27 protein-coding genes are annotated in these 24,829 nt (G+C 53.1%); 17 read left to right on the forward strand and 10 right to left on the reverse strand.

Annotated elements, in window-relative coordinates; genetic code table 11:
* Window positions 1–10: 10 nt before the first annotated feature.
* Together hyi and gcl are read right to left on the reverse strand one after the other, a co-directional pair.
* The gene (gene hyi, locus PSES9_RS0106590) at window positions 11–793 is read right to left on the reverse strand and encodes a hydroxypyruvate isomerase (RefSeq protein ID WP_010485259.1); all 783 of its coding nucleotides are present in this window, start codon (window positions 791–793) and stop codon (window positions 11–13) included.
* A gap of 67 nt (window positions 794–860) precedes the next feature.
* Window positions 861–2,636 carry a glyoxylate carboligase gene (gene gcl, locus PSES9_RS0106595; RefSeq protein ID WP_010485261.1) on the reverse strand — a complete coding sequence of 592 codons (1,776 nt, stop codon included), beginning with the start codon at window positions 2,634–2,636 and terminating at the stop codon, window positions 861–863.
* A 320-nt stretch (window positions 2,637–2,956) separates the two neighbouring features.
* Here gcl and PSES9_RS0106600 point away from each other — a divergent pair, with 320 nt between their 5' ends.
* Window positions 2,957–3,397: a GlcG/HbpS family heme-binding protein gene (locus PSES9_RS0106600; protein WP_010485263.1), complete on the forward strand. Its 441-nt coding sequence runs from the start codon at window positions 2,957–2,959 to the stop codon at window positions 3,395–3,397.
* Between the two features lie 36 nt (window positions 3,398–3,433).
* Here the strand turns inward: PSES9_RS0106600 and PSES9_RS0106605 are convergent, their stop codons facing one another.
* Window positions 3,434–4,390 carry a LysR family transcriptional regulator gene (locus tag PSES9_RS0106605; RefSeq protein ID WP_010485265.1) on the reverse strand — a complete coding sequence of 319 codons (957 nt, stop codon included), beginning with the start codon at window positions 4,388–4,390 and terminating at the stop codon, window positions 3,434–3,436.
* Window positions 4,391–4,500: 110 nt separating this feature from the next.
* On the opposite strand from PSES9_RS0106605, the gene PSES9_RS0106610 reads away from it, so the two are divergent.
* Window positions 4,501–5,256, forward strand: a complete 756-nt coding sequence (locus PSES9_RS0106610) for a sulfite exporter TauE/SafE family protein (protein ID WP_010485267.1) — start codon at window positions 4,501–4,503, stop codon at window positions 5,254–5,256.
* Here the strand turns inward: PSES9_RS0106610 and PSES9_RS0106615 are convergent.
* Complete coding sequence (locus PSES9_RS0106615) at window positions 5,246–6,145, reverse strand: LysR substrate-binding domain-containing protein (RefSeq protein WP_010485269.1); 900 nt, start codon at window positions 6,143–6,145, stop codon at window positions 5,246–5,248. The two genes, PSES9_RS0106610 and PSES9_RS0106615, sit on opposite strands and share 11 nt — an antisense overlap.
* A gap of 96 nt (window positions 6,146–6,241) precedes the next feature.
* Between PSES9_RS0106615 and PSES9_RS0106620 the strand changes: the two genes are divergently transcribed.
* The 4 genes from PSES9_RS0106620 (at window position 6,242) to queF (ending at window position 9,431) form a co-directional block, all read left to right on the forward strand.
* Entirely contained in the window at window positions 6,242–6,481 is a 240-nt protein-coding gene (locus PSES9_RS0106620) for a DUF1127 domain-containing protein (RefSeq protein WP_010485271.1), read from the forward strand.
* 103 nt (window positions 6,482–6,584) lie between these two features.
* Complete coding sequence (locus PSES9_RS0106625; RefSeq protein ID WP_010485273.1) at window positions 6,585–7,820, forward strand: winged helix-turn-helix domain-containing protein; 1,236 nt, start codon at window positions 6,585–6,587, stop codon at window positions 7,818–7,820.
* A gap of 54 nt (window positions 7,821–7,874) precedes the next feature.
* Window positions 7,875–8,573 carry an orotidine-5'-phosphate decarboxylase gene (gene pyrF / locus PSES9_RS0106630; RefSeq protein ID WP_010485275.1) on the forward strand — a complete coding sequence of 233 codons (699 nt, stop codon included), beginning with the start codon at window positions 7,875–7,877 and terminating at the stop codon, window positions 8,571–8,573.
* 27 nt (window positions 8,574–8,600) lie between these two features.
* Entirely contained in the window at window positions 8,601–9,431 is an 831-nt protein-coding gene (gene queF / locus PSES9_RS0106635) for an NADPH-dependent 7-cyano-7-deazaguanine reductase QueF (protein WP_010485276.1), read from the forward strand.
* Window positions 9,432–9,589: 158 nt separating this feature from the next.
* Here queF and PSES9_RS0106640 read toward each other — a convergent pair whose 3' ends face one another.
* The 4 genes from PSES9_RS0106640 to PSES9_RS0106655 all read right to left on the reverse strand — a co-directional run bounded on the left by PSES9_RS0106640 (window position 9,590) and on the right by PSES9_RS0106655 (window position 11,745).
* On the reverse strand, window positions 9,590–9,856 hold the full coding sequence (locus PSES9_RS0106640) for a DUF4404 family protein (protein WP_010485278.1): 267 nt from the start codon (window positions 9,854–9,856) through the stop codon (window positions 9,590–9,592).
* Between the two features lie 269 nt (window positions 9,857–10,125).
* Window positions 10,126–10,680, reverse strand: coding sequence for a phosphonate degradation HD-domain oxygenase (locus tag PSES9_RS0106645; RefSeq protein WP_010485281.1), 555 nt, complete (start codon window positions 10,678–10,680; stop codon window positions 10,126–10,128).
* Entirely contained in the window at window positions 10,677–11,303 is a 627-nt protein-coding gene (locus tag PSES9_RS0106650; RefSeq protein ID WP_010485283.1) for a hypothetical protein, read from the reverse strand. Before PSES9_RS0106650 ends, PSES9_RS0106645 begins: the two co-directional genes overlap by 4 nt.
* Before the next feature lie 76 nt (window positions 11,304–11,379).
* Complete coding sequence (locus PSES9_RS0106655; protein WP_029529406.1) at window positions 11,380–11,745, reverse strand: acyl-CoA thioesterase; 366 nt, start codon at window positions 11,743–11,745, stop codon at window positions 11,380–11,382.
* A gap of 139 nt (window positions 11,746–11,884) precedes the next feature.
* Here PSES9_RS0106655 and PSES9_RS0106660 point away from each other — a divergent pair, with 139 nt between their 5' ends.
* The 7 genes from PSES9_RS0106660 (at window position 11,885) to PSES9_RS0106690 (ending at window position 19,496) form a co-directional block, all read left to right on the forward strand.
* Window positions 11,885–12,298 (forward strand): hypothetical protein, encoded by a 414-nt coding sequence (locus PSES9_RS0106660; RefSeq protein WP_010485286.1) that lies wholly within the window; start codon window positions 11,885–11,887, stop codon window positions 12,296–12,298.
* 1,133 nt (window positions 12,299–13,431) lie between these two features.
* Complete coding sequence (locus PSES9_RS24865; protein ID WP_138943024.1) at window positions 13,432–14,316, forward strand: hypothetical protein; 885 nt, start codon at window positions 13,432–13,434, stop codon at window positions 14,314–14,316.
* Between the two features lie 722 nt (window positions 14,317–15,038).
* Window positions 15,039–15,503, forward strand: coding sequence for a hypothetical protein (locus tag PSES9_RS0106670; RefSeq protein ID WP_010485291.1), 465 nt, complete (start codon window positions 15,039–15,041; stop codon window positions 15,501–15,503).
* Window positions 15,503–15,838 (forward strand): hypothetical protein, encoded by a 336-nt coding sequence (locus PSES9_RS0106675; RefSeq protein WP_010485293.1) that lies wholly within the window; start codon window positions 15,503–15,505, stop codon window positions 15,836–15,838. The genes PSES9_RS0106670 and PSES9_RS0106675 overlap by 1 nt, the downstream gene beginning before the upstream one ends.
* Window positions 15,838–16,170 (forward strand): hypothetical protein, encoded by a 333-nt coding sequence (locus PSES9_RS0106680; RefSeq protein ID WP_010485295.1) that lies wholly within the window; start codon window positions 15,838–15,840, stop codon window positions 16,168–16,170. Before PSES9_RS0106675 ends, PSES9_RS0106680 begins: the two co-directional genes overlap by 1 nt.
* Before the next feature lie 299 nt (window positions 16,171–16,469).
* Window positions 16,470–17,024 carry a tyrosine-type recombinase/integrase gene (locus PSES9_RS0106685; protein ID WP_010485297.1) on the forward strand — a complete coding sequence of 185 codons (555 nt, stop codon included), beginning with the start codon at window positions 16,470–16,472 and terminating at the stop codon, window positions 17,022–17,024.
* A gap of 309 nt (window positions 17,025–17,333) precedes the next feature.
* Window positions 17,334–19,496 (forward strand): tape measure protein, encoded by a 2,163-nt coding sequence (locus PSES9_RS0106690; RefSeq protein WP_010485299.1) that lies wholly within the window; start codon window positions 17,334–17,336, stop codon window positions 19,494–19,496.
* A gap of 215 nt (window positions 19,497–19,711) precedes the next feature.
* Here the strand turns inward: PSES9_RS0106690 and PSES9_RS0106695 are convergent, their stop codons facing one another.
* A complete protein-coding gene (locus tag PSES9_RS0106695) occupies window positions 19,712–21,304 on the reverse strand; it encodes a recombinase family protein (RefSeq protein WP_010485301.1) in 1,593 nt (530 codons plus the stop codon).
* Between the two features lie 243 nt (window positions 21,305–21,547).
* Between PSES9_RS0106695 and PSES9_RS0106700 the strand changes: the two genes are divergently transcribed.
* Complete coding sequence (locus PSES9_RS0106700; RefSeq protein WP_010485302.1) at window positions 21,548–22,252, forward strand: MlaA family lipoprotein; 705 nt, start codon at window positions 21,548–21,550, stop codon at window positions 22,250–22,252.
* 92 nt (window positions 22,253–22,344) lie between these two features.
* On the opposite strand, the gene PSES9_RS0106705 is transcribed toward PSES9_RS0106700, so the two are convergent.
* Window positions 22,345–22,644 (reverse strand): PilZ domain-containing protein, encoded by a 300-nt coding sequence (locus PSES9_RS0106705; protein WP_010485303.1) that lies wholly within the window; start codon window positions 22,642–22,644, stop codon window positions 22,345–22,347.
* Window positions 22,645–22,856: 212 nt separating this feature from the next.
* Here PSES9_RS0106705 and rssB point away from each other — a divergent pair, with 212 nt between their 5' ends.
* From rssB to PSES9_RS25225, 3 genes are all read left to right on the forward strand, one after another.
* Entirely contained in the window at window positions 22,857–24,020 is a 1,164-nt protein-coding gene (rssB, locus tag PSES9_RS0106710; RefSeq protein ID WP_010485304.1) for a two-component system response regulator RssB, read from the forward strand.
* Between the two features lie 8 nt (window positions 24,021–24,028).
* Entirely contained in the window at window positions 24,029–24,511 is a 483-nt protein-coding gene (gene rssC / locus PSES9_RS0106715) for an anti-sigma factor antagonist RssC (protein ID WP_085987581.1), read from the forward strand.
* An 85-nt stretch (window positions 24,512–24,596) separates the two neighbouring features.
* Window positions 24,597–24,829 (forward strand): hypothetical protein (locus PSES9_RS25225; protein ID WP_238530368.1); only part of this gene is annotated, 233 nt, incomplete at its 3' end.

The raw sequence follows: 24,829 nt of genomic DNA on the forward strand, positions 1-24,829 counted from the left end.
ACAGTGCTCCTTAGATTGCGTTGTGCGCCTTCATCCAGCCGAGGCCGGCAGCGGTGGTGGTGGCTGGCTTGTATCCCCAGCCAATCCAGCCCTGGTAACCAATGCGGTCCAGGTGTTCGAACATGAAGCGATAGTTGATCTCGCCGGTACCCGGCTCGTTGCGGCCCGGGTTGTCGGCCAGCTGTACGTGATTGATTGCAGCAAGGTTGTCGCTCACAGTGCGGGCCAGATCGCCTTCCATGATCTGCATGTGATAGATGTCGTATTGCAGGTACAGGTTGCTGCTGCCGACTTTGTCACGAATCGCCAGGGCTTGGGCCGTGGTGTTGAGGTAGAAGCCTGGGATGTCACGGGTGTTGATCATTTCCATGACCAGCTTGATACCGGCATCAGCCAGCTTTTGGGCGGCAAACTTGAGGTTGTCGACAAAGGTCTGCTCGACAGTGGCGCAGTCATAACCTTGCGGACGAATACCGGCCAGGCAGTTGATTTGGCTGTTGCCCAGTACTTTTGCGTAAGCAATTGCGGTGTCTACACCCGCGCGGAATTCCTCAACCCGATCCGGGTGGCAGGCGATGCCACGCTCACCCTTGGCCCAGTCTCCGGCGGGCAGGTTGAACAGCACTTGTTCAAGCTTGTTGTTGTCGAGTTCGACTTTGATGTCGCCCGCGGCGAAGTCGTACGGAAACAGATACTCAACACCGCTGAAACCGGCATCGGCGGCGGCAGCGAAACGCTCCATGAAATCCACTTCAGTGAACAGCATGCTCAGGTTGGCAGCGAAACGAGGCATAAATGACTCCTCTGGTTTTGCTCCCTCTCGGTGGAGAGGGAGGTTTTTATCAGCAATTAGCGGTTCTTTAGTCGAGCATGGAGATGGCAGTCGGTGCGTCCGCACCGCGAGCCGCCAGCTCTTCAAACTCATTGATCGCGTTGATCTCGGTACCCATGGAAATATTGGTTACGCGCTCCAGAATCACTTCAACCACAACCGGCACGCGGTGCTCTTCCATCAGGGCCTTGGCCTTGGCGAATGCAGCTTGCAGGTCGTCAGGCTCGAATACGCGAATGGCTTTGCAGCCCAGGCCTTCAACCACTGCAACGTGATCGACGCCATAGCCATTGAGTTCAGGGGCGTTGATATTCTCGAACGCCAGCTGTACGCAGTAATCCATCTCGAAGCCGCGCTGCGCCTGGCGAATCAGGCCCAGGTAGGAGTTGTTCACTACTACGTGGATGTACGGCAGGTTGAATTGCGCACCGACAGCCAGTTCTTCAATCATGAACTGGAAGTCATAGTCACCGGACAGCGCGACAATGTTGCGGCTTGGATCCGCCTTGGCCACGCCCAATGCCGCCGGCACTGTCCAGCCGAGCGGACCGGCCTGGCCACAGTTGATCCAGTGGCGTGGCTTGTAGACATGCAGGAACTGCGCGCCCGCAATCTGCGACAGGCCAATGGTGGTGACGTAGCAGGTGTCCTTGCCGAAAAACTCGTTCATTTCCTCGTAAACGCGCTGCGGTTTTACCGGCACGTTTTCAAAGTGAGTCTTGCGCTGCAGGGTGCGCTTGCGCTCACGGCAGGCATCGACCCATGTGCTGCGATCCTTGAGCTTGCCTGCCGCTTTCCACTCGCGAGCCACCGCCAGGAAGGCGTCCAGTGCCGCACCCGCATCTGAAACAATGCCCAGGTCCGGGTTGAATACACGGCCGATTTGGGTGGGCTCGATATCAACGTGGATGAACTTGCGACCTTCGGTATAGACCTCGACTGTGCCGGTGTGACGGTTAGCCCAGCGGTTGCCGATACCGAATACCAGGTCGGACTCCAACAAGGTGGCGTTGCCATAGCGGTGCGAGGTCTGCAGGCCGACCATGCCAACCATCAGCTTGTGGTCGTCCGGAATAGAGCCCCAGCCCATCAATGTCGGGATAACAGGCACGCCAGTCAGTTCGGCGAACTCAACCAGTTTGTCAGCGGCGTCTGCATTGAAAATACCGCCGCCGGCAACCAGTAGCGGGCGGTCCGCCTCATTGAGCATGGCCAGGGCTTTTTCAGCTTGCACGCGGGTAGCGGCAGGCTTGGCCAGTGGCAGGGGTTCGTAAGCGTCGATATCAAATTCAATCTCGGCCATCTGCACGTCAAATGGCAGGTCGATCAGCACCGGCCCTGGACGGCCCGAGCGCATTTCGTAGAAAGCTTTCTGGAAAGCACGCGGCACCTGGCCAGGTTCCATCACCGTGGTTGCCCACTTGGTGACTGGCTTGACGATGCTGGTGATATCAACAGCTTGGAAATCTTCTTTGTGCATACGTGCGCGCGGCGCTTGGCCGGTGATGCACAGGATCGGGATGGAATCAGCGCTGGCTGAGTACAAGCCAGTCACCATGTCGGTGCCTGCCGGGCCGGAAGTACCAATGCATACGCCGATATTGCCAGCGTTGGTGCGGGTATAGCCTTCGGCCATGTGCGAAGCGCCTTCAACGTGACGGGCCAGGACGTGGTCGATACCGCCAACTTTGTTCAGTGCTGCGTACAGCGGGTTGATTGCAGCGCCGGGGATGCCAAACGCGGTGTCAACACCTTCGCGACGCATCACCAGTACGGCGGCCTCGATTGCTCTCATTCTGGCCATTTCTTGTGCCTCTTTTATTGTTAAATTGTATACAAGTTGCTGTGGCCTGATTCTATTCATGACATGACTTTGTGGTCAACTATTTTTGAGTAGATAGGAGTTTTAAGTGGATTCTCTTTTAAAACGGACGTTTTAAAGCAGGATTTCGCACGATTAGTTAGCAAGCTTATAAGTTGTATACAATCTTAAAATAAATTGTATTTAGGTGTTGAGTTTTTTGTATCTGGTGCGATAGTGAAAACGATTTTTGATTGTCTTACCGATCTGGTGGGTTTGTAGGGCGTTTCTTCTATTTCGTTCTTGATAAGGATGGCTTTGCCATGAACAACTTGACCCTGGACATTGCTTCAACCATTAGCCAGCGGGCGCTCGCGATCGCCCGCGAAATCAAAACCGCACCCCTGACGGTTGCCGTGCTGGATGCGGGCGGGCACTTGATCAGCCTGCAGCGCGAAGACGGCGCCAGCTTGCTGCGCCCGCAAATTGCAGTCGGCAAGGCTTGGGGGGCACTGGCGTTGGGCAAGGGGTCGCGAGCCATCGCGCTTGACGCTCAACAGCGCCCGGCATTTATCGGCTCGGTCAATAATCTGGCGGATGGCAACCTGGTGCCTGCGCCGGGTGGGGTGCTGATTCGCAGCAGCGGCGGTGTGATTCTCGGGGCAATCGGAATTACCGGCGACACCTCCGATATTGACGAGCAATGTGCGGTTGGCGCTGTCGAATCGGCGGGTCTACAGGCAGATGCTGGCGCTGCAGCTTAGCGGAATTGCAGGTCGATGCGTTGGCATCGACCTGCCTTAGTGGTGGTTCAAGCTGCTGTGCAAGGCGATGTCCCACGGGGGAACCGGGCCAAAGCGCGATTTCAGGAACTCCAGCAGCAGCTTGCTTCGCGAGCCGGTTTCACGGTCCAGGCGCAGGGCATAGATGCCGCTGGGCTCGGGCGCTGGAAGCCCTCCATCACAGAACAGCGGGACCAGTTCGCCACGCAGCAAATGCTCGCTGATCAACCAGGTTGGCAAGTGGGCGATACCAAGGCCGGATAGTGCGCTGAAGAGTAAGGTCTCAGCATTGTTGGCGGTCATGCGCATGCGTTGGGGCTTGAATATATTGAGTTTGCCATCTTGTTCGAAGCGCCAGGCGTAGGGCGGCGCCAGGCTGTCCCAATCGAGGCCGTCGTGTTCAATCAGCTCGCTGGGCTTGCGTGGTACGCCGTGCTGCTCAAGGTAGTCGGGGCTGGCGCAGACAATCCGCACCAAGGGCGACAGTGCGGTGGCGACCAGGCGCGTGTCTTGCAACGGACCTATGCGCAATACCACATCCACCTCTCCCAAATGCGCGCCGTGGAGGTCGACAAAGCTGTCGATCAGGCGCAACTGCACATCCAGCCCAGGGTAGGCCAGCAGGAAGTCGGCAATCGCCGGGGCCAGGTGCCGGCGGCCAAAGGGCGAGGGCGCGTCAATGCGAATCAGGCCTTCAGGCTCGCTGCTCAGTGATACCGCTTCGGCGCGGGCCAGGTTCAGTTCATTGAGGATGCGCTTTGCCCGTTCGGCGAAGGCGGTCCCGGCCGGGGTTACCCGTACTGCGTGAGTGGTGCGGCTGAACAGGCAACTGCCCAACGACTGTTCCAACGCATCAATGCGTCGGGCTACAGCTGAGGGGGTCAGTGGGTGACGTCTTGCGGCTGCCGAAAAGCTGCCGGTTTCGAGCACGTCAAGAAAGATGACCAGCTGATGGGTGAGGGCGTCGGGATTCATATCAAGCTCGCTTGTGCGAATTATGCATAGCCATTGTGCGCTGCTGTGCGTTTCCAGAGTGGTGCCAAGGCTATAGCATGCGCAGCATCTTCACCAGAATGCAGAGATTTATGAGCCTGTTTGATTTTGCGATAAACGTTGTATTGGGTGCCATGCTCGGCTCGCTTGGCGGCTTGTTCGGTATTGGCGGCGGGTTGATCGCTATCCCGGCGCTGGGGATCCTGTTCGGTCTCGATCAGCAATTGGCCCAGGGCACAGGCCTGGTCATGGTTGTGCCAAACGTATTATTGGCACTCTGGCGCTACCACCAACGCAACCGTATCGATATTCGCCATGCCTTGATGCTGGCCGTCAGCAGCTTTTGTTTTGCGCTGCTCGGTGCCGGGTGGGCTGTCAATATCGATGCAGAACGCATGCGGGTTGGCTTTATTGTGTTTTTGTTGGTCCTGGCGGCGTACAACGTTTCGCGCTTGTTCTACCGCCCGGTGCCGGGCAGTACTCAATTGCGTTACCCCTGGCCGTGGCTGGGCGTGCTGGGTGGTGGAGCCGGTTTACTGGGCGGTTTGCTTGGTGTCGGCGGGGCCGTGGTGGCCACACCGGTATTGACCAGTGTATTTGGCACCACGCAGGTCGTTGCCCAGGGGTTGTCGCTGGCGCTTGCTGCGCCCAGCACCGCAGTGACCCTGGCAACCTATGGTTTGCACGGGCACGTTGACTGGATGATGGGCTTGCCGCTGGCCATTGGCGGTTTGCTTAGCATCAGCTGGGGAGTGAGACTTGCCCACGCCCTGCCGGAACGGGTGTTGCGGGCCATGTTCGCGGGCTTCCTGGTGGTCTGTGCGGTGCTGCTCGCGTTTAAAGTTTAAAGCCTTCGATGATGTGCTCGGCCAGTGTTTCGGTTACTGGGGAGTGATGGCTGTTATTGCGCAATAACACGATACTGGCCATGGGCATTGCGGGCAGGCCTTCATGTTCGCCGAGAATACGCATGTTGGGCGTGATCAGGCTCTGCAATTGCGCGGTGATAGCGAGTCCGGCACTGACCACCGCCATGATGGCTGACAGGCTTGGGCTGGTGTAGGCAATGCGGTACTCGCGTTCAATCGAGTCCAGGGCATTGCAGGCCCATGAGCGGCAAAAACATTCGGAGTTGAACATTGCCAGGGGCAGCGGCGTTTGTTCATGGGGATTGAACCCTTCCGCCTCGGCCCAGACGATACGTTCCTGGCGCAATAGCTGGCCAATTTCGGTGCCCGGCTCGCGGGTGACAATGGTCAGGTCCAGATCCTGGCGTTGCAGCAACTGGAATGACGGTTCGCAGTGCAGCTCGACCTGGATCAGCGGGTATGCCTGGGCAAAGCGCGAGAGAATCCCGGGCATAAAGCGCATCACGTAGTCATCTGGCGTGCCAATGCGCACTGAACCGACCATATGTGGCTCGCGCAAGGTGGTCATCACCTCACCATGCAGTTTGAGAATCCGCCGCGCATAGCCCAGCAATACATGGCCTTCGGCAGTGAGACTGAGTTGACGACCATCGCGCTGGAACAGCGGGCGCTGCATCACATCATCCTCAAGGCGCTTCATTTGCATGCTCACCGCCGATTGGGTGCGATTCACCACCTCGGCGGCCCGGGTAAAACCGCCGTAATCGGCAATGGCGACGAAGGTACGCAACAATTCGCCCCCGCCGTAATCGGCAATGGCGACGAAGGTACGCAACAATTCGCTGTCGATGCTGGGGTAGTTGGCCATTGATCAATCCTGGAGATGTATTGCATAAGAAACATTCGTTGGATTGATCATAGGGCAAGTTGGAGACTGTCGCCATCCCCAAAGGAGGGCGACAAAATGAAAGCTCAAAAAGGTTATGCAATCGCAGCTGTATGGTCGGTAAAAGGCTTGTCGGTTCGTGCTTATGCGCAGCTCGCCTGGGCGCAGGTCAAACGCTGGAATCAACTGGCAAAAGAGCGTCAGCAACTGGCGGCATTGGGTGATGAGGCACTTAAAGACATTGGTTTGAGTCGCGCCGATGTCATGCAGGAAGTCGAGCGCCCATTCTGGGACGATCCGTTCAAGCACCGCTCTTGATGGACACTGACCCGCCTGAACAGGCGCACCTTTCTAAAACGGCTGCGTCTGTTCAGCCAGGCGCTGGTCAGCTAGGGTAAGGCGCTCAGCCGTGGAGAGCCCCATGCCCGAAATCCAATCTCTATCACTCAAGCAGGCACGCCGACTGGTGTTGGCCGCCCAAGGTTTTAATGCACGGCAACCTAAAACGGTGAAAGCCGCTCACCTCAATGCCACAATCGAGCGCCTGGGCCTGGTGCAAATTGATTCGGTCAATGCGCTGGTGCTTTCGCACTCCCTGCCGTTGTATTCACGCCTTGGCCATTATTCCCAGGCGCTGCTTGAGCAAGCGGCCTGGAGTTCTGGACGCCAGCGTAAATTGTTCGAGTATTGGGGCCACGAGGCTTCCTTGATGCCCCTGTCGTTCTATCCGCTGATGCGCTGGCGAATGCAGCGTGCGGAGCGGGGTGAGGGCATCTACAAGCAATTGGCCAGCTTTGGCCGTGAACAACAGCCCTTGATCCGTGCGGTTTTGCAGTCGGTCAGGGAACGCGGGGCGTTGGGCGCTGGCAGCCTGGCTGCGGGTGACAAGTCAAAAGGGCCCTGGTGGGGCTGGAGCGATGAAAAACATGCGCTGGAATGGTTGTTCGCTGCCGGGCATGTCACCGTCGCCGGGCGCAATGGTTTCGAGCGTCTATACGATTTGCCGGAGCGGGTTTTGCCTGCTGCTGTGCTTAATCACGCAGAGGTGGATGAAGCCACTGCGCAGCGCCAATTATTGATGCATTCGGCGCAGGCCCTCGGCGTTGCCAGCGAGATTGACCTGCGCGACTATTTTCGCCTGGACCCACGTGACAGCAAGGCGCGTATCGGCGAATTGCTTGAGTCTGGCCAGTTGACAGAGGTCGCCGTGCAAGGCTGGAGCAAGCCAGGCTATCACCCGGGCACTGAGTTGAAAATTCCACGCAGGGTGGTGGCAAGTGCGTTGCTGTCGCCGTTTGACTCACTGGTTTGGCAGCGCCAGCGTACTGAGCGCCTGTTTGATTTTCGCTATCGCCTGGAAATCTACACGCCCCAGCACAAACGGGTCTATGGCTATTACGTGCTGCCGTTTCTACACAGCGAACAACTGTGCGCACGGCTGGACCTGCGTGCCGAGCGCGCCAAGGGTTGCCTGGCCCTGCACGCGCTGCACAGCGAGGATGGTGGGCTGGATGATGGCACCATTGTGGCCATGGCAGAGCAATTGCAGAACATGGCGGCATGGCTGGGCTTGTCGCATGTGGTGGTCAATTGTCGGCGACCCGAGGCAGTGCGTTTGCGAGCCCGGTTGCAGGGTAGCCCGTCGGCGTTCGATTAATCAGGCGGTAATTCGGCTACAATGCGCGGCGAAATTGACCACGAGAGCCCGACTATGTCCGACTGCCAGACTCCAATCATTGTTGCTTTGGATTTTCCGACCCGTGATGCCGCTTTAGCCTTGGCTGATCAGCTCGATCCTAAGCTATGCCGGGTCAAGGTCGGCAAGGAACTGTTCACCCGTTGTGGTCCAGAAATCGTTTCGGCGCTGGGCAATAAAGGCTTTGAAGTATTCCTCGATCTCAAATTCCACGACATTCCCAACACCACAGCCATGGCCGTCAAGGCCGCCGCTGAGATGGGCGTGTGGATGGTCAACGTTCATTGCTCTGGCGGCTTGCGCATGATGAGTGCCTGCCGCGAAACCCTCGACAGCTTGAACGGTGCCAAACCCTTGCTGATTGGGGTGACCGTGCTGACCAGCATGGAGCAGCAGGACCTGGCTGGCATCGGCCTTGATGTCACGCCCCAGGAGCAGGTGCTGCGCCTGGCCGGTCTGGCACAACAGGCGGGTATGGATGGCTTGGTCTGCTCGGCCCAGGAGGCGCAAATCCTCAAGCAGCGTTTTGCCCAGTTGCAACTGGTCACGCCCGGTATCCGTCCAGCGGGCAGCGCCCAGGATGACCAGCGCCGTATCCTGACGCCAAGCCAGGCCATGGCGGCGGGGTCGGACTACCTGGTAATTGGCCGGCCAATCAGCCAGGCGGCCAACCCCGCACAAGCGTTGATTGATGTTGTCGCCGAGCTGTCTTAACCGCTGCATGTTCCACGGGTAATCAATATGCATCCTGCTGCTGAAGATTCGCCGCTGGGTAAATCCAGCGAGTACATCGCCACCTACACGCCGTCGTTGCTGTTTCCAATCCCGCGCGCGCCCAAGTGGACCGAGCTGGGCCTGAGCGCCGACACCTTGCCTTACCAAGGTGTGGATTTCTGGAACTGTTTCGAACTCTCCTGGCTGTTGCCAACGGGTAAGCCGGTGGTGGCCATTGGTGAGTTTGCAATCCCGGCTGACTCCCCGAACATCATCGAATCAAAGTCATTCAAGCTGTACCTCAACTCGTTGAACCAGAGCGTTTTTGCAAGCACGGCTGAGCTGGTCGAGGTAATCAGCAAGGACTTGTCCGCCGCTGCCGGCAAACCGGTTTTGGTCAAGGTGCGCAGCCTTGATGATGTGGCCGCCGATGGCGTCTCATCGCTGCCGGGCTTGTGCATTGACGATGCCGACATCAGCATCAGCAACTACGAGCAGCCACAGCCCGAGCTGCTGCGTTGTGATGCGCAACGCGTGGTTAGCGAAACCCTGTACAGCCATTTGCTCAAATCAAATTGCCCGGTCACCGGACAGCCGGACTGGGGCACAGTGGTCATCGAGTATCGTGGCCCGGCCCTGGATCAAGGCAGTCTATTGGCTTACCTGGTGAGTTTCCGCCAGCACGCCGATTTCCACGAGCAGTGCGTCGAGCGGATCTTTCTCGATATCCAACGTCTGCTCAAGCCGGATTCATTGACTGTATATGCGCGTTATGTGCGTCGCGGCGGCCTGGATATCAATCCTTATCGCAGCACCGGGCCGATCAAGCCTGACAATCGGCGACTGGTTCGCCAGTAAGCAAAAAGCCCAGCGAATGCTGGGCTTTTTTGGGGCTGGCGAGCGACCTTGGTAGTGGCGCCGTCTTATCAGGCATATTTAACACGGTAAATATGCAGATGGTTTACCGGGTTCTGGTGGACAGGCTAGGTGTTGTTGCACCCTAGACGTTTCTCGGTTCAGATGCCCATGTTGGCCAGGCTCTGCACAATATTGCGCAGGGTGCCCGCCAGGGTCGGGTGGCTGACTTCAAAGCGCTCAACCGCGAGGTTTACGCCATCAACAAGGGTTGCATCAGGCGCAGCTGCGGCTTCGCGCGCCAGTTGCAGTTCGATCTCCTGAGACAGAACGTAGAGTTCCGCGCGCTCTTGTTCGCTCAGTGGCGAGTCTTGAGACAGCTGCGCACGCAGCTCATCGAGTTGCTGCTGCAAACGGCTAGCAGGCATATGACGCTCCCTTTTCAAATAGTTAAAGCAATAGACCTTAGGCAGTCGCGAAAAATCCATGGCAATGGGGAACTCCTGCCAAAGGTGCGGAAAAACGATCGGGGCGCGCTCGACGTTCACCCCTTGGGGGCCGCAGCAAGGGCTGCGCCAGTCATGCCTGGCGCAGTATTTTCAGGGATTCCTTAACCTGAGCATAACCCACCAGCCGTTGCTTTGCTTGTCCGGCATCAAGCTTTGTCACAATTTATACAGGTGTTGGAGACCTGTACTCAGTTTGCGGCAAGCAGGGCCTGTTCTATGCGTGGATAGAAATACTCGAGGTCTGGGGTCTTCATCTGCGGGTCCTTGCCCATGTCGTCCAGGCGTCGCAAGGTCAGTGCGTCCTGTGCATAAGGCGCGCGCAGGAAGGCCTCTATCTCGCGATCATTGAAGGGGCCGCCCTGGAGTTGCAGGCTATGGCGTGACGCATCTGACAACGCTGCGTGGTACTGCGGGTCGACTGCGCATAAATAGCGCTTGGCGGCGACATGCAGGCGAATGGGTTGCCAGACCGAGTCGGCAAACAGTGCGCGCAACAACTCGGCGCCGCGCTCTTCATGGCGCATGTCTTCGTCCAGGCCGCTGTCAGGGTCATGGAGCAAGTGACCGATATCGTGCAGCAGTGCGGCGACAATCAAGCTGTTGCGACAGCCTGAGCGTTCGGCAAAGGTTGCGCACTGCAGCGCATGTTGGGTCTGGCTGATCTCTTCGCCATAGGGCAGGTTGCCGCGGTCTGCGAACAAAGTGCTGATTTGCTTGGTAAATTGTGTCAGGCACAGGCTCATGGCCGTTCTCCCTTGAGCCTACGAAGATTAAGATCATTCAAGCATGGGCCCAGCTCAGTAAGTTGATCAGTCACGGCATGGGCGCCAAGTCGGTAAAGCTCCAGGGTCGCCTGGGCGCGCAGTTGCTCGCGTTCAGTGGCTTCAAGTGCCTGCCAGTCGCCCAGGGCCTTGCCGCAGAGTTGCCCGCAGGCTGCCAAGCCGATGGTCCACAGGCCTGCATTGAGGCCCGCCTGGAGTAAACGCGGCTCGCTACTTATGAGCACGCAGCCGTCGAGTCGATTGACGTTCAGGGCCATCAATGCTTGCCAGCAGGCATCGGGTGCAGGCCAGGCGCGAGCAGGGCGGTTACCGGCCTTGATCCACTGGGGCAGTTGGCTGCTCAGTTGGGTGCAGGCCTGATCGGGCAATTCATCAAGCCAGGCGCAGGGCACTTTGTGCTGGTGCAGGTCATTGAGCAGTTCATGGGCGCCAGGGGCCAGTTCGGCATGGCTGGCTAAATCAGTGCTGGTGTCCGTGCCCGAGCCAAGGCTGGCTGATTGTGCGCGGGCACCAAAATCGACCAGGCAACCGCTCAGGCCGAATAAAACCGCTGTGAATTGAGGGGGAGTCGCTGGCGCGTTCATTCCGTCGTCCTTGAAATGGTCTAGTCCAGAGTCTAAACAGCCAAGGTGACGAGGGGATGAACGCTATATGACAGTATTAAGTCGCCGCGCCAGCGCTCAGCGCGCTGAGTTGGTTGCGCAAGTGCTCGGGCAGGGGCACGGAAGTATTATGCGCATGGTCGACCCAGACCAGCTTGCAGTGGCCTTCGCCGTACGTGATCTCAGGGGCTTCAAGGGTCGTCAAGCGATGCTCCAGCACCAGGCTGCTGCGGCCTATTGCGCCTAAAAACAGCTCGATCTTGACTGTGGCAGGGTGGGTGACCGGTTTCAGGTAGGTGTGCAGTGTTTGCAATACCACAGGTGCGATGGTGCCGCTGTTGAGGCTGATACCGGCGCATTCGAACCAGGCGACCCTGGCTTCTTCCAGGTATTGCAAGTACAGGGTGTTGTTAATATGGACTATGGTTTACCTATTATGCGAATGAGCTTTGAGCCGCTGCATAGGACTAGTGCAGCTTCTGTCTGGTTGAGATTTGCAGGTATGCTCTAATGGTCTAGGTAAGTCGTTGCTCAGCGGCTTCTAACTGCCATAGAGGGCAAGCATGAAACTACCCACTGATCTTGAGATTCTCAACGCTATTTATGAAATGTATTTAGACACTTATCAAAGCTACGTGACTGACGGAAATAATGACCGCCAGTCAAAGATACATGTGCCAATCGACTGTAAAGCCGTGGCAAGAAAGCTAAAAACTGATAACGACATAATCTTTATTCGTCTCGACTCCGTGATGGAGCAGCGATATAGCTACCGGCGAGATGATGGTAGTAAGGTTGCTTTCTTCTCTTTTAGGCTCGGCAAAGAGAGTAAGTGTATTAATTTTCCCTTGATGGCTGCGGTTCTTTCAGAGATGCGAGCGGAATCACGCAAGGCATGGTTGGGCATAAGGCTTTCTACCTTTGCTGTGGTCATTTCCATTGTTGGTGTAATTGTTCAGGTGCTTTCATTCAATTAAATAGCAGTAAAAACCATCTTTCAATACAAATACTTGACTATACAGTCAGGAATTTAGCACCCCTGAATCACTAGGCTAGGCTACAAGCCCCGAGTTCTGTATACACGATTGTGTACAATCAGGCACCCCCGTGCCCCTACCGCCCTCTAGTTGCGATAAGCATTCACATTTACCAAAACCTCCTGAGAGGCCGTATAAGCCACGATAGAGGCTTAGATATACCCTTGCATAGGTTTTATTGAGAGTGTCGCCTGCGTGAGCTTATAGAGGCTCTGAGAGGCTTAGAGGTGTCTTACTGTAGGCTTTGATCACAGAGTGATTATAAAGTCAATATCTGCTTCTTTAGAAATGCGTGTATAGTTTGTTGCCCATTAAATAATCCGACGAACGGTCGTGCGCCTGAAAACATTGTATTCAGTGCTTTACAATCTTTTTTCAGAAAGTGCTTGACAGGGATACTCATAAAGTGCTTGACAAATCAGGGTTCTCGTGGTAAGATATAGGTATGAAGTAGAAAAGTTTTAGTAACTTTCTCACCCGCAAAAGTTTAATTCGAGCGCTTCTCCAGCGCTTGACGTATGGCCTGAGTTTCCTTGCTCAAGATTGGGGCCATACAACGACATAGCAAGTTCCAATCACTATGAGGACGCTGTGTCATTTAGCGCCAGATTCTAGACATATCTCAGGCGCTACTTATTCCAACTCTCAGTTAAATAATTGATCGTTAAAACAAAACAACTCTGGTTGTGCCTCCTGTTCGAAAGTGCCCACCTTAGACGTGGGTTTTCTTTTGTCTAGGATATACAGTCATTCAAACATTAAAAGGGGGAATGCATGGCATTCATCACGAAAAAACATTGCCTATGTGGGTGTGGGCAAACGTTCAGTACAACCAACCCAAAACGTAATTATTTAAACTCCGCGTGTCAGGTCAGACACTACAGAGCGAAACAAAAAGAGCAACACCAAAAACTTCATGGGCAACAAGAGGGCACAAATGCACAAATGCGTATGTTACCAATGTAATAAAACATTCCAAGACAAAAAGAAGAATCGAAAGTTCTGTTCAAAAACCTGTTTCGGTTTACACCGTGTCAAACTGATTGAGGCTGGCTTGAAAGAGGGTTGCACTAATGCACCTCTCAAAGACTAAAGCCCGTAAGAATTGCCCTACGTGTAAGGGTAAGTTTCATCCAGCTAGAGCAACAGTTAAATACTGTAGTGCTTCATGTAAGAAAACAGCCGCTAATAAACGACAGGCCAAGAAACAAGAAGTAGGCTTTCAAACTACAGCTTTCGGTAGTTGGTTAGTTGGTCAGTGTCGAAGAGCTGGGACAGTTCAAATACTTCAAGGCTTCGATATTAATGACTTATATAAAGTCTGGGCTAGGTGTCGCAAAGCCAACGGCTTTAATGTCAGTGAAGATGATCCGTCCCCTAAGTTTGAAATAAGTCACATTGCACCAGTCACAGCAGTTGGTGCAATTGGGACACTTCACCCTAATAACTTGGTTATCGCACCGGCTTATTACAATCGTTCACGTTGTAACAACTGGGATAATAAATCAGGTGTATGGCTCAGACCGATTGACTTGTTGCCCACTTGGAAAGTTTACCCAGAACTAACAGCTAAGGAAGTGGCTGAAAAGATTGTCAAGTTCAACCCTGTTGGTTTTAGTGCCCTCGTATCAAATGTTAAGTTGGCAGCCTCCTTTAGAGTTAAGATGATTAACACTCTTATGAAAACTGGCTTGTTTCAACTGCGTCAATTACAGGCTCAGCCCTATGAGAGTCTTGTTGCTCTTTATGAGGTGCTACAGACTACTAAGCAAACTGAGGGTAAAAAGATTTATCGCCTCGACAGGCTCACATCTTTTGAAGTCTACCAGTCAGAATGTCAGCGTTTGGAAGTTGAAGGCGTTGATGATTACAACTTGTTTTCTAGGTGCGAGACTGAATGCTGGGATCATCTCCACGGTGGCATTCTAACTGTCTATTTTGATGGCTTGAACTTTTAAAAAGAAAGCACGTCACTAGTCGGAGAATCCTAGACAATTTTTCAGCCTCTAGCCTTAGTCTCCCGTGGCTTTGCTCCCCGCTAAGGGTACTAAAAAACAAGGCATATTCTGAGTGTTTCTAGGTTATTCCGACACTCTCCCGTAAAGCCCCCCTCAGACTATCACCGCCTTAAACCAAACATTCAGCGAGCCTCACAGACAGAGTGTGGAGCAGGCTGAATGCTTGGTAATAAGTCGGTGATAACAAAACACGACAAGCAACAAAGAAAGCAGGACAGGAACAATATGAGAAATGAATTATTTAGTGATCCACAAACCAAGTAACACAGTGACAGGCGTTGTCACTTCAAGCAAGACGCCAACAGAAACACCCTCAAGTAGATTTATCTTAGCCAGCGATAAGGTGTTAGACACCTTCTTTAAGCTCAAGGCTAAATCCCCAGACCGAGCAGTTGAACTAGGCCAGTTAATGCTGGTGTCTGATTATGTCCGTGATGTAGTGGCAGACGGCAAGTCTGGCACAACTTCGATACTAAAACCTCGTATACGCTATTAACGACTTTATTGGCCTGTAGCCCCATTAAAATAGCCAACCCTAACTACCCTATGTCTTGCATGTTTTGCACCTCTACAGCCTTAGTGCCACGTGGCCTCAATATACGGAATTTAGCTTTTCCTAGCTTAGTTCCAATAGAAACACCAAACAACAGGAGAAACAACCAATGACAATGAAATATGAAACATTTGTTCCACGCCAGTTTGATCAAAAAGAACTAGATAGACGTGTGAAACAAGCACAACTTAAAGTTAGCCCAACAAAGTTATTTACAACGTTCAGCTTTGCAGATGCGCTAACACAGATTGAATCCCTAACTGCTGAAGGTTGGAAGTTAGATATTAAGGGCTATACACCCGTAGCAATACCAATGGGCATGAGCTTTGATCTACAGTGGTTAATGGTGAAGCCTGCAAAGCTACTAAAAGCTGAACAACTTGAAGCAGCTTCAAAAGCTGAACTTGAATACAAAGCTGAACTAGAAGCTGAACAACAATTAGCCGTAGAAAGAATGACAGCCCGTTTAATCGGTGAATCCAAAGACAGAGAAGCAAAAGAACAAGCCACAGCCGAAGAGCAAGCAAAGTTAGATGCAATTGCTCAAGCAAAACAAATTTTAGGAGTCGCATAATGCCTCTACACAAAGACTTTTTATTAAAAACACCAGCCACAAGCAAGCCAGAAACAAACAAGCCAAGAACAGCCCGGTCTGGTAATCAAAAGAAGTTAGGCCCAGCTCAATTAGCAGCAATAGCAGCCATTCAAGGGCAAGCTGAAGCTGACCGTATTCAAGCTTTATTAGCTGGTGATGTAGTGCCAGAGGCAATTAAACATTTAGATGATGTGTCAGCCCCAGAATATGCACTTGTGGCTAAGTTCATCACCCCGGATGCAAAACCGAAACTGGCTGATCTTGAAAAACAGATTGCAGCGTGGGCACTTGAACACCCTGAAATGGTGAAGTGATGGAAATTAAAATTTATCACCGCTCAACTAAAGTTGAACACACGATGTTTATTGTTGATGAACTGTTTCAATTAATTAACTTGGTGTTTGGCTCTGAACAAGCTGCAATCGCTTACTTTCGCAGACAGGCCAAGTCTTTGCTCGATTCAAGGTTTAAAGGTTCATTGTCAGATGCCGTAAGCAAACAGGCTGCCCTAGACATGCTGGCTTTGCAGGTTGAGGGCTTCAAGCACAGTAGCCCTATCACCGAGGCCCTAGTTCAGCATGTCCTAGATGCCTTTGCAGCGTTGTTCACGGTGCCGCTGCATGTTAGTGAGGGTGTTCACGAATGACAGTCACAGCAGCAGCTCTCAGCCTTACAAGTGTGGTCGTTGGTTCAGTCACGTTTGGTTTTCTGGTGGGCATGGTGGCTGGTCTGGGCTTAGGTGCCTTGTTCAATAAATGATTTCAGAATATCGGCGTAAGCCGATGCCCATCAAGGACAGTTCAATTCTCAAGCTCTAATTAACACAATGGTATTTTGTTAGTTAGAAAAGCCCCGTAGTTGTTGACTTTCCCCTGTTTGCTGGTAATCTCTGCTTAACGATATTTTTCTGTTAATTAGAAACGCCAGTATTTACAGGGGGTCAGCATGGAATTGGTCGAAGCAGTCAAAACTCAGGCGCAGGTGCAACAGATTGCCCATAAGCTCCAGCTCAACGCCAAGGGCAACACCCTGTATTCAGATTTGTGGCTGTTTGGTCTTCAAGTGGCCCTACGCATTAGCGACTTGTTGACCATCACCCTTGAGCAAGCCTTAACAGGCCGCATTCAGGTGATCGAATCGAAAACAGGCAAGCCACGCAGTATCAAGCTGAATGACAAGGCTCTGGCTATTGCTCAGGCTCGCCGCAAGGCACACCCGCATCACACTTATCTGTTCGAAGCTGACAGCAACCGTGCGAAGGGTAAGCCCGTCTCCCGTGTCTCTGTGGCAACAGCTTTCAAATCTGTTGGTGATGAACTGGGAATTGCTCTAGGCACGCACAGCATGAGAAAAACCCGTGGCTGGCTAATGCACTCGTCTGGTGTAAAGATTGAGGTCATCTGCAAGGTTCTGAATCATAGTTCTCCTGCAATAACAATGGCTTACATTGGTCTGACTCAATCTGAGATTGATCAAACTTACGACGACTTTGTGATCTAAACAGGCCAATCACCAGCACCAGCAACGACACACACAAGGCACCTTTCGAGGTGCTTTTGTCGTTCACACATCAATCAAAATAATAATAGTGTCACCAGTATATCAATGCTGTTGATATTCTAAAATTGCTAGCGAAGCACAGTCCCCTCCTTTGGATGTTGATAAGCCCCGCAGCCACTTTTCCAGCCACAACACACAAAACAGAACACCCCAGCGGATATTCACGCCCCCCAAATTCAGGGTGCCATTGAATGTCCATGTTCAAAATTTTTCAGCAGGGGAAAATCTATAGAAAACAGGTAGTTACACATGTCAGAACAAGTTATTGCCCAGTTAGTGGCAACCCTCGGGTTCAAGGTCGATCAATCCGGCCTGATCGCCTTTGAAAGACGCCTTCAGAATCTAAAATCTCAGGCTTCAAAATTTCACCAAAACGTTCAAAAATCACTAGGTGCAGCACCAGCCGTAGCCAACAGTAAACAGCTTGTTTCCCAACAGAAAACAGCCTTGCAGTTACAGGGTGCCAACCTTCGAAACTTGGTGACGCAAGAGCGCCTAACAGCCGCTCAATTCAAGACACGGCTCGAAAACTCAAAGCTGACGCTGGCGACACAAACAGCCGAACATCGCCAAGCTGTGAACCTCTTACGTCTTGATCGTGAACGCCAGATGCTACAGCGTTCGGGCCTTCAAACTTCAATAGCCCAACACCGTTTAGCTCAGGCAGCTCTAAGAACACGCCAGCTTGAGTTTAGAACCCAGCAAGCCGCTAGCCGTGTTCGAAGCAACGTGCATCAAAGCCACTCTTATCGCACTGCACAAAATCTGAGCAATTCATTGCGTCACAGTCTGCCAGCGGGCGCCATTGGCGGTGCTGCGTTTGGTGCCCTGGACGCTCTTGGTGGTGCAGTTAATCCCGTTGTATTGGCCTTTGGTGGCCTTTTAGCAGCAACAATTTTGCTCCAGCGTAAATTTTCAGAGCTGGCTATGGTGGACGTTAAAAACTCTGATGCTCGGAACATTGAACGCGCCCAGCTAAGCGTTTTGACAGACGACAACAAGCCAGCCGCTGCCATCATTGAAAAACACATTTCAAGCCTAGCTGATCGTCTCGGTTTAGAACGCGCTCAAGTGTCTCAGCCGTACGTTAAAAGTGCGATTACGCTGAAAGACACTGGCATTGATCTAGTCAGCACAAACAAGGTGTTGACTAGCATTTTGAGCTTCGCCAGAGGCAGCGGTGTTGATCAAGACGGCATTAAGGGCGCATTGCGTGCCATCGGTCAAATGGCCTCAAAGGGTCAAGTCTACGCAGAGGAATTTAAATCTCAGTTTGCCGAGCACATCCCCGGTGCCCAGCGTCTTGGCGTTCAAGCGTGGGCTGATGTAAGCAAGAGCGGCCTTGAAGGGACAGACGCAAGTCGCGACTTTGGCAAATCAATGAAAGACGGCGATATCAATGGCGATGTGATGAACAGGTTCTTAATTCGCTTGGGCGAGTTGATGGGGGCTGAAGCCAATAGAGGTGGCCGTCTAGATCAAATTTCAAAGAGTGCTGAATCAAGTGAAGCCCGGTTGAAAAACCAACAGCTTGAACGATCAATTCGCACCACAGAGTTTGAAAACTCCAAGCTAAAAGCCGCGAGTGAGAACCTGTTCATAGCCAAGACTCACTTTCAAACGTCTCTTGAAGGGCTAGTGCCTGCATTTTCCAGCCTAGAGACAACTAGTCTCAAGCTTGATACTGCATTTTTCAACTTGGCAGGTGGCCTGCTAGATTTCACCGCCAGCCTCAAGCAAAACGACACGTTGAACGACATTCTCACGCTGACAGGCGGTGTTGTCGAAACGATGTTCACCCTCCTGAAAAACGCAATTCAATTCATCGTTTTGAAGGTCGTTAACGCATGGATGCCTGACACTAGTCAGATTGAGGCTTTGGGTGATGTTTTCGATAGTCTGTTAGACGTGCTGTATGGCGTCATCAACAAAATCCGTAGCCTTGTTGGCCTTGATGAAATTTCACGTGTGAAAGACGCTCCACAGCCTGTGCCAATGTCAGAGCGCCCAGCGCGCCCGTCACCTCTCAAATTGGTGGTTGATAACGACAATCTAAAACGCAAGCCAGATGACCTAGCTCCTGAGCAGCCTGCACTTTTGGGGTTGCCTTCGCTGGTGTCTAATCTTGGTGAAAAAGTGTCCACATTGGTCGCTGAAAAATCGACGTTAGCAGGCAACATGGCTGCGTTCCAAGCCCCGGCACAGCCCCTGCCGTTGACGGTTCCATCTAACAAAACAGTGAACAGCACAGTGTCTTTTGGCGACATAAACATCACGTCAAACAGTGCCGATCCACGTGCTTTGGCGCTTGAAGTGCAGGCGGCTATGCGTGCTGAAATGGACGATCACTTCCAGCGCTCATTCAGTGGCGCGCTGGCTTCAGCCAGCGCTGGCCGGATTCGTGAACAATGATAAGCTGGCTCAAGGTGTCATTATTCGCTGTCTTCCTTTTGGGGGCATCATTGCCCCTTTCAGGTTGCAGCACGTGCCCCACGCCAGTTGAAACACAGGCTGCTGTTGAGCAGGTGCAGCGCTGGCAAAACGACATTGACGTAATGCAAAGACGTTTGTGCGGCCCCAAATCCCAGACGGGGCCAGAGTCAAAACTGTGTGCCAATGCACCATATTCATTCTAGCTCGCCAAGCTCTGTTGGGTGGTGTGGTTCACCTCTATCATCATCAGGCGGCATGACGAACGCCCGTACCGGCTCCTTTCCGGGTAATTTGCCGAACACTTCAAGCCGATAACGTAGTGTTTCAAGTGGCCTGTTGTATAAAGGTGGCATCACGGTGAAGGTGATCCCGTTCAAGCTTACGATGTTAGCAAGTCTGATTTTAGACTCCTCTGATTGCCAATTATCCGGCAGCGCTTCTTTTTGAGTATGGGTCAGGCTGATTTGTGCCTGTATTTGCTCAACCTTCAATTGCGCTTCAGCGACCACCTTAGCCATTGCTCTTGACGGGTACTCTGTCAGAGTTTCGCTGTGTTCATCGTATTCAGCCTGAGCCGTTCCTAAATCAGTGATTAGCTGTTCTATTTTCGCTTTCTGATCGTGCTTGTATTCGTCAATCAGGTGGTGATTGTCTTCCAGCCACGTCCAGCAAACGCTTTGCAGGATGTTCGCTTCAATCGGCGTCATCTTGCAGAGTTTTGCACTGCCTTGGCTTTGCTTTTTTCGGTCGAAGCAGTAAAAGACCGCTTGATGGTCATGTGTTCTCTTATTCACTTGCACATAAAGCTTCGAGCCACACCCACCACAGAGCACAGCACCAGCCAACCAATTAAAACCAGCGGCTGCCTTGTGTTCACCTTTTCTGCTTATGCCAGCTTTGCGTCTGTCACGGTTGGCGATAGCGGCAAGGCTCTGTTCAAACAGCTCTTTGCTCACGAGGGCAGGGTAATAGCTCTCCCTGAAGCGTCCATCTGGGGCTGTAAAGCGACCGTGAGCGGTACGGTTTTTAAGCACTGATTGGACGGTGCTGATTTGGAGTTCAGTGTATTCGGTGCCCTTCACCCTAAAATTGATTTGACCGGCAAACTCAGCGTTCACGGTTTGTGCAATCGCTATGGCCCCATATCCTTGTGCTGACAGCTCGAAGCACCGCCGATACGCTGGAGCATTGTGATTCAAAAAGAAATCCCCTTTGTCCGGGTCCCAGTCCAGCCAGCGTTCAGTGACACGTGCAAATAGATTTTTTTTAGAGTCGCGGGGGCTACGTTTTTCACCAGCTAGCGCCCTCTCTGTGTAGTTTGATCTAGCAGCTTTGACCTTGCGCCCACGCTCTGCTGACTCCCGGTGTGCTCGATCAAGTTCTGAGGTCGCTACGAACAGTTCCGCCGGTGAGTAACCACTCGTAATTATTTGGTTGAGTGACGCGACAGCGATGTCCACCCCATGGTTGAGAATTTCAGCCATTTCAGCCTGAGATTTTTGGAAGGGCTGACGGCTGAAACGATCCCACGAATCAAGTAGGAGCACGCTGCCTGTTGGAATTTTGCCGTCCTTCACTGCTTGGATGAAGGTTCCAAGTGCAGAGCCTTCGGAAAGGTTCTTGCCTTTGAATGCGCTGACGCCTTTATCAATGATTGTGTCTACCAGCTCATATTCTGGGTGTGCTTCGAGCCAGCGCTGTGCTGTAGCGGCTTTGCGCCTATGAGAATCGCCTGCTGACTGCCGTTCACTACTCCAACGACTGTACGAATATGCTCTTTTTTTCATGGTGCAACCCCTACTTTTATGGGGTTAGCTTACAGTCTAGGTAATCCATAAGTCACGTATTGACATGGCCGTAGCTATCCATGTCTCCCCAGCGAACCGGGATTGATGCCTTGTGAAGTAGGTGCTTGTTTTCAGTCATCTGCAAAGGTCACTATGCTGCAACGAATAGACGTTAAGCATTATACTGCGCGGCTTTATAAGGCAGGCCCGACACCGGCGCTTAATTTTCAAGGAGAACGATTAATGCGAAAGACCACAAAGAGCTGGTTGGAGCAGCTGAGTGTGTGGATTGCCTGCGCGAGCGTGGCGCTGTTCACTGTTGCAGCGCATGCCTCGGAAGAGGATGACCCCTGGATTGGTTATAACCGTGTGATGTTTAACATCAATGACACCGTTGATACCTACACCTTGAAACCATTGGCCAAAGGCTATCAGGCGGTTACCCCGCAGTTTTTAGAAGATGGCGTGCATAACTTCTTTAACAACATCGGTGAAGTTGGCAACCTGACCAACAACCTGCTGCAAGGCAAGATTCATGATGCGGGTGTCGATACCAGCCGTTTTATTTTCAACACCACCCTTGGTTTGCTGGGCTTTGTCGATGTAGCTACGCGCATGGGCCTGCAACGTAACGATGAAGACGTCGGCCAGACCCTGGCCGTCTGGGGTGTTGGCAGTGGTCCTTACCTGGTGCTGCCGCTGTTTGGCCCAAGTACCGTACGTGACGCCGTCGCCCGTGTGCCGGATGGTTTGCTGGCAACCGGTTTGTTCATTGATCACGTGCCAACGCGGAATGTTGTCTATGGCGTGAACCTGGTCGACACCCGTGCGAGCCTGTTCCCGGCCGAGCGCCTGATTGTTGGCGATCGCTACACATTTGTGCGCAACGCCTACTTGCAGAATCGTGAGTTCAAGATCAACGACGGTGTGGTTGAAGACGATTTTTAAAAAACGGCTGAGCCATGGCTACAGCCCAATAAAAAGGCGCCTCTAAGGCGCCTTTTGCGTTTTTTACGTTTTGAAAATATTTTGCGTGCTGATCAGCGCATCGACAATACATTCACGCCGATGATCTGCTTGCCGTCTTCGTGGTTGTTGACGCGCACCACTTCGGCTTCAGCCGTCAGGCCTTTCAGCTGTGGATGGTCGGACTCGATACTTATTTTGACCTTGTCGCCGACCTGCAGCTTGCAAGCGGCTTCCAGCTGCATCCCCGTGGCAGAGAGGTCGCGACAGAGTGCCGGGATGGCCAGGCCGGCATGGTGCAGCGTGGCGGGGGTTTCTACCTGCATCCGAATGTATTCGCGTTTTTCACTGTAATCGTGATTGCTTTGGCTCATACGGGCTATTCTCTTGTCATTGGGACTTGTACCTAGGGTTTATAGCCCCCGCGTGTTTAGGGTGTAAAGTCACTTGTTGCCGCTCGGGGGTGCTTGAATCAAGGTACGGATGGGAGTACCGTCTGCGCCTTAATCCGAACCGAGTGCGCGCGTACCGGTTTTGCTCTGACGTATAGGTCAAGCCACCGCGACGCAGTTTGCCTGGATACCCCATGCAGAAAACCAGTTCTACACTGCTGATCATTGATGATGACCAAGTGGTCCGCGCCAGTCTTGCGGCTTACCTTGAAGACAGCGGCTTTATTGTCTTGCAGGCCTCGAATGGACTGCAGGGGTTGGAAGTCTTCGAGCAGAAACATCCAGATTTGGTGATTTGTGATCTGCGCATGCCCCAGGTTGATGGCCTGGAGCTCATTCGACGTATTAATGCCCTGGGCTCCGAGACGCCAATCATCGTCGTCTCCGGCGCTGGCGTGATGACCGATGTGGTCGAGGCCCTGCGTCTCGGTGCTGCCGACTACCTGATCAAGCCCCTTGAAGACCTTGCCGTGCTTGAGCATTCGGTCAATCGAGCCCTTGACCGTGTCAGGCTGCGCCTGGAAAACAAGCACTACGCCGAGCAGCTCGAGGCCAGCTTGCACCTGTTGCAAGAAGACCAGAATGCGGGGCGTCAGGTGCAGATGAACATGCTGCCTGAAACACCCTGGGAAAGTAACGGTGTGCACTTTGCGCACCAGATAATCCCATCCTTGTACCTGTCGGGTGACTTTGTTGATTACTTTCGCGTGGATGACCGGCGAATTGCCTTTTATCTGGCGGATGTGTCCGGGCATGGCGCTTCATCGGCTTTCGTCACAGTGCTGCTCAAGTTCATGACTACGCGCCTGCTCTATGAATCGAAGCGCGCCGGGCGCCTGCCTGAGTTCAAGCCATCCGAGGTGCTTGGGCATATCAACCGTGGCTTGATCAACTGCAAGCTGGGCAAGCATGTGACCATGCTTGGCGGGGTCATTGATGAAGAAACGGACACCCTGATCTACAGCATTGGCGGGCATTTGCCGCTGCCAGTGATGTTTAGCGAAGGTCAGGCCAATTACATCGAAGGTCGCGGTCTGCCGGTTGGTTTGTTTGAAGAGGCAGAGTACAGTGATCAAACTATGCAACTGCCGAAAAGCTTCAGTCTGACGTTGTTGTCCGATGGTGTTCTCGACTTGTTGCCAGGCGACACTCTCAAAGATAAAGAAACGGTGCTTCCGCAGCTTGTTGCAAAGGCGGGCGGTACCCTTGAAGGTCTGCGGGATGTGTTGGGACTGGCCAACTTGGCGGAGATGCCGGATGATATTGCATTGCTTGTGTTAAGCAGGAATCTTGCATGAACCCTGGGATAGGCCCCGGCCGCATCCAATTTGCTGAGCAGGACGGAACATTTGTCCTCAAGTTCATAGGTGAAGTACGCCTGACCCTGTGCTCAGCACTCGACTACACGATCGAGAAAATCTTCACCTCGTTGAATTTCTCTGCGATCGTTATCGACCTTACCGAAACGCGTAGCATCGACAGCACCACGCTGGGCTTGCTGGCAAAGTTGTCTATCTTGTCGCGGCAAAAAGTCGGTTTGCTACCAACGGTTGTTACGACCCACGCTGATATCACTCGACTCTTGCAGTCGATGGGTTTTGATCAGGTGTTCAATATCGTCGACCGGCCGGTTCCCTGTCCTGAAGCCCTGGATGATCTGCCTTCCCAGGATCAGACCGAAGAGGTGGTCAAGGCCAAGGTGCTTGAGGCCCACCGGATTCTCATGGGCCTGAATGACTCCAACCGCGAAGCCTTCCACGACCTGGTCAACGCCCTGGAACACAGCTAGCCGAACTCGCATACGAAAACTGGGCATTGAGTTAATCAATGCCCCGTTTTTCTGTGCGTTGTCACTCCCAACGAGCCTGATGCCTATGATGGAAGACGCTTTATCCTTCCACCGCTGGCTGCCGCACCTGGATGCATGGCGGACAAGCTTCGCGTTGTCACACCCTACGGGCCTGATGCCTAGGGTGGAAAACGCTTTATCCTTCCACCGCTGGCTGCCGCACCTGGATGCATGGCGGACAAGCTTCGCGTTGTCACACCCTACGGGCCTGATGCCTAGGGTGGAAAACGCTTTATCCTTCCACCGCTGGCTGCCGCA

Origin of the sequence: Pseudomonas sp. S9, assembly GCF_000222125.1 — a bacterium.
Classification (GTDB): Bacteria; Pseudomonadota; Gammaproteobacteria; order Pseudomonadales; family Pseudomonadaceae; genus Aquipseudomonas; species Aquipseudomonas segetis.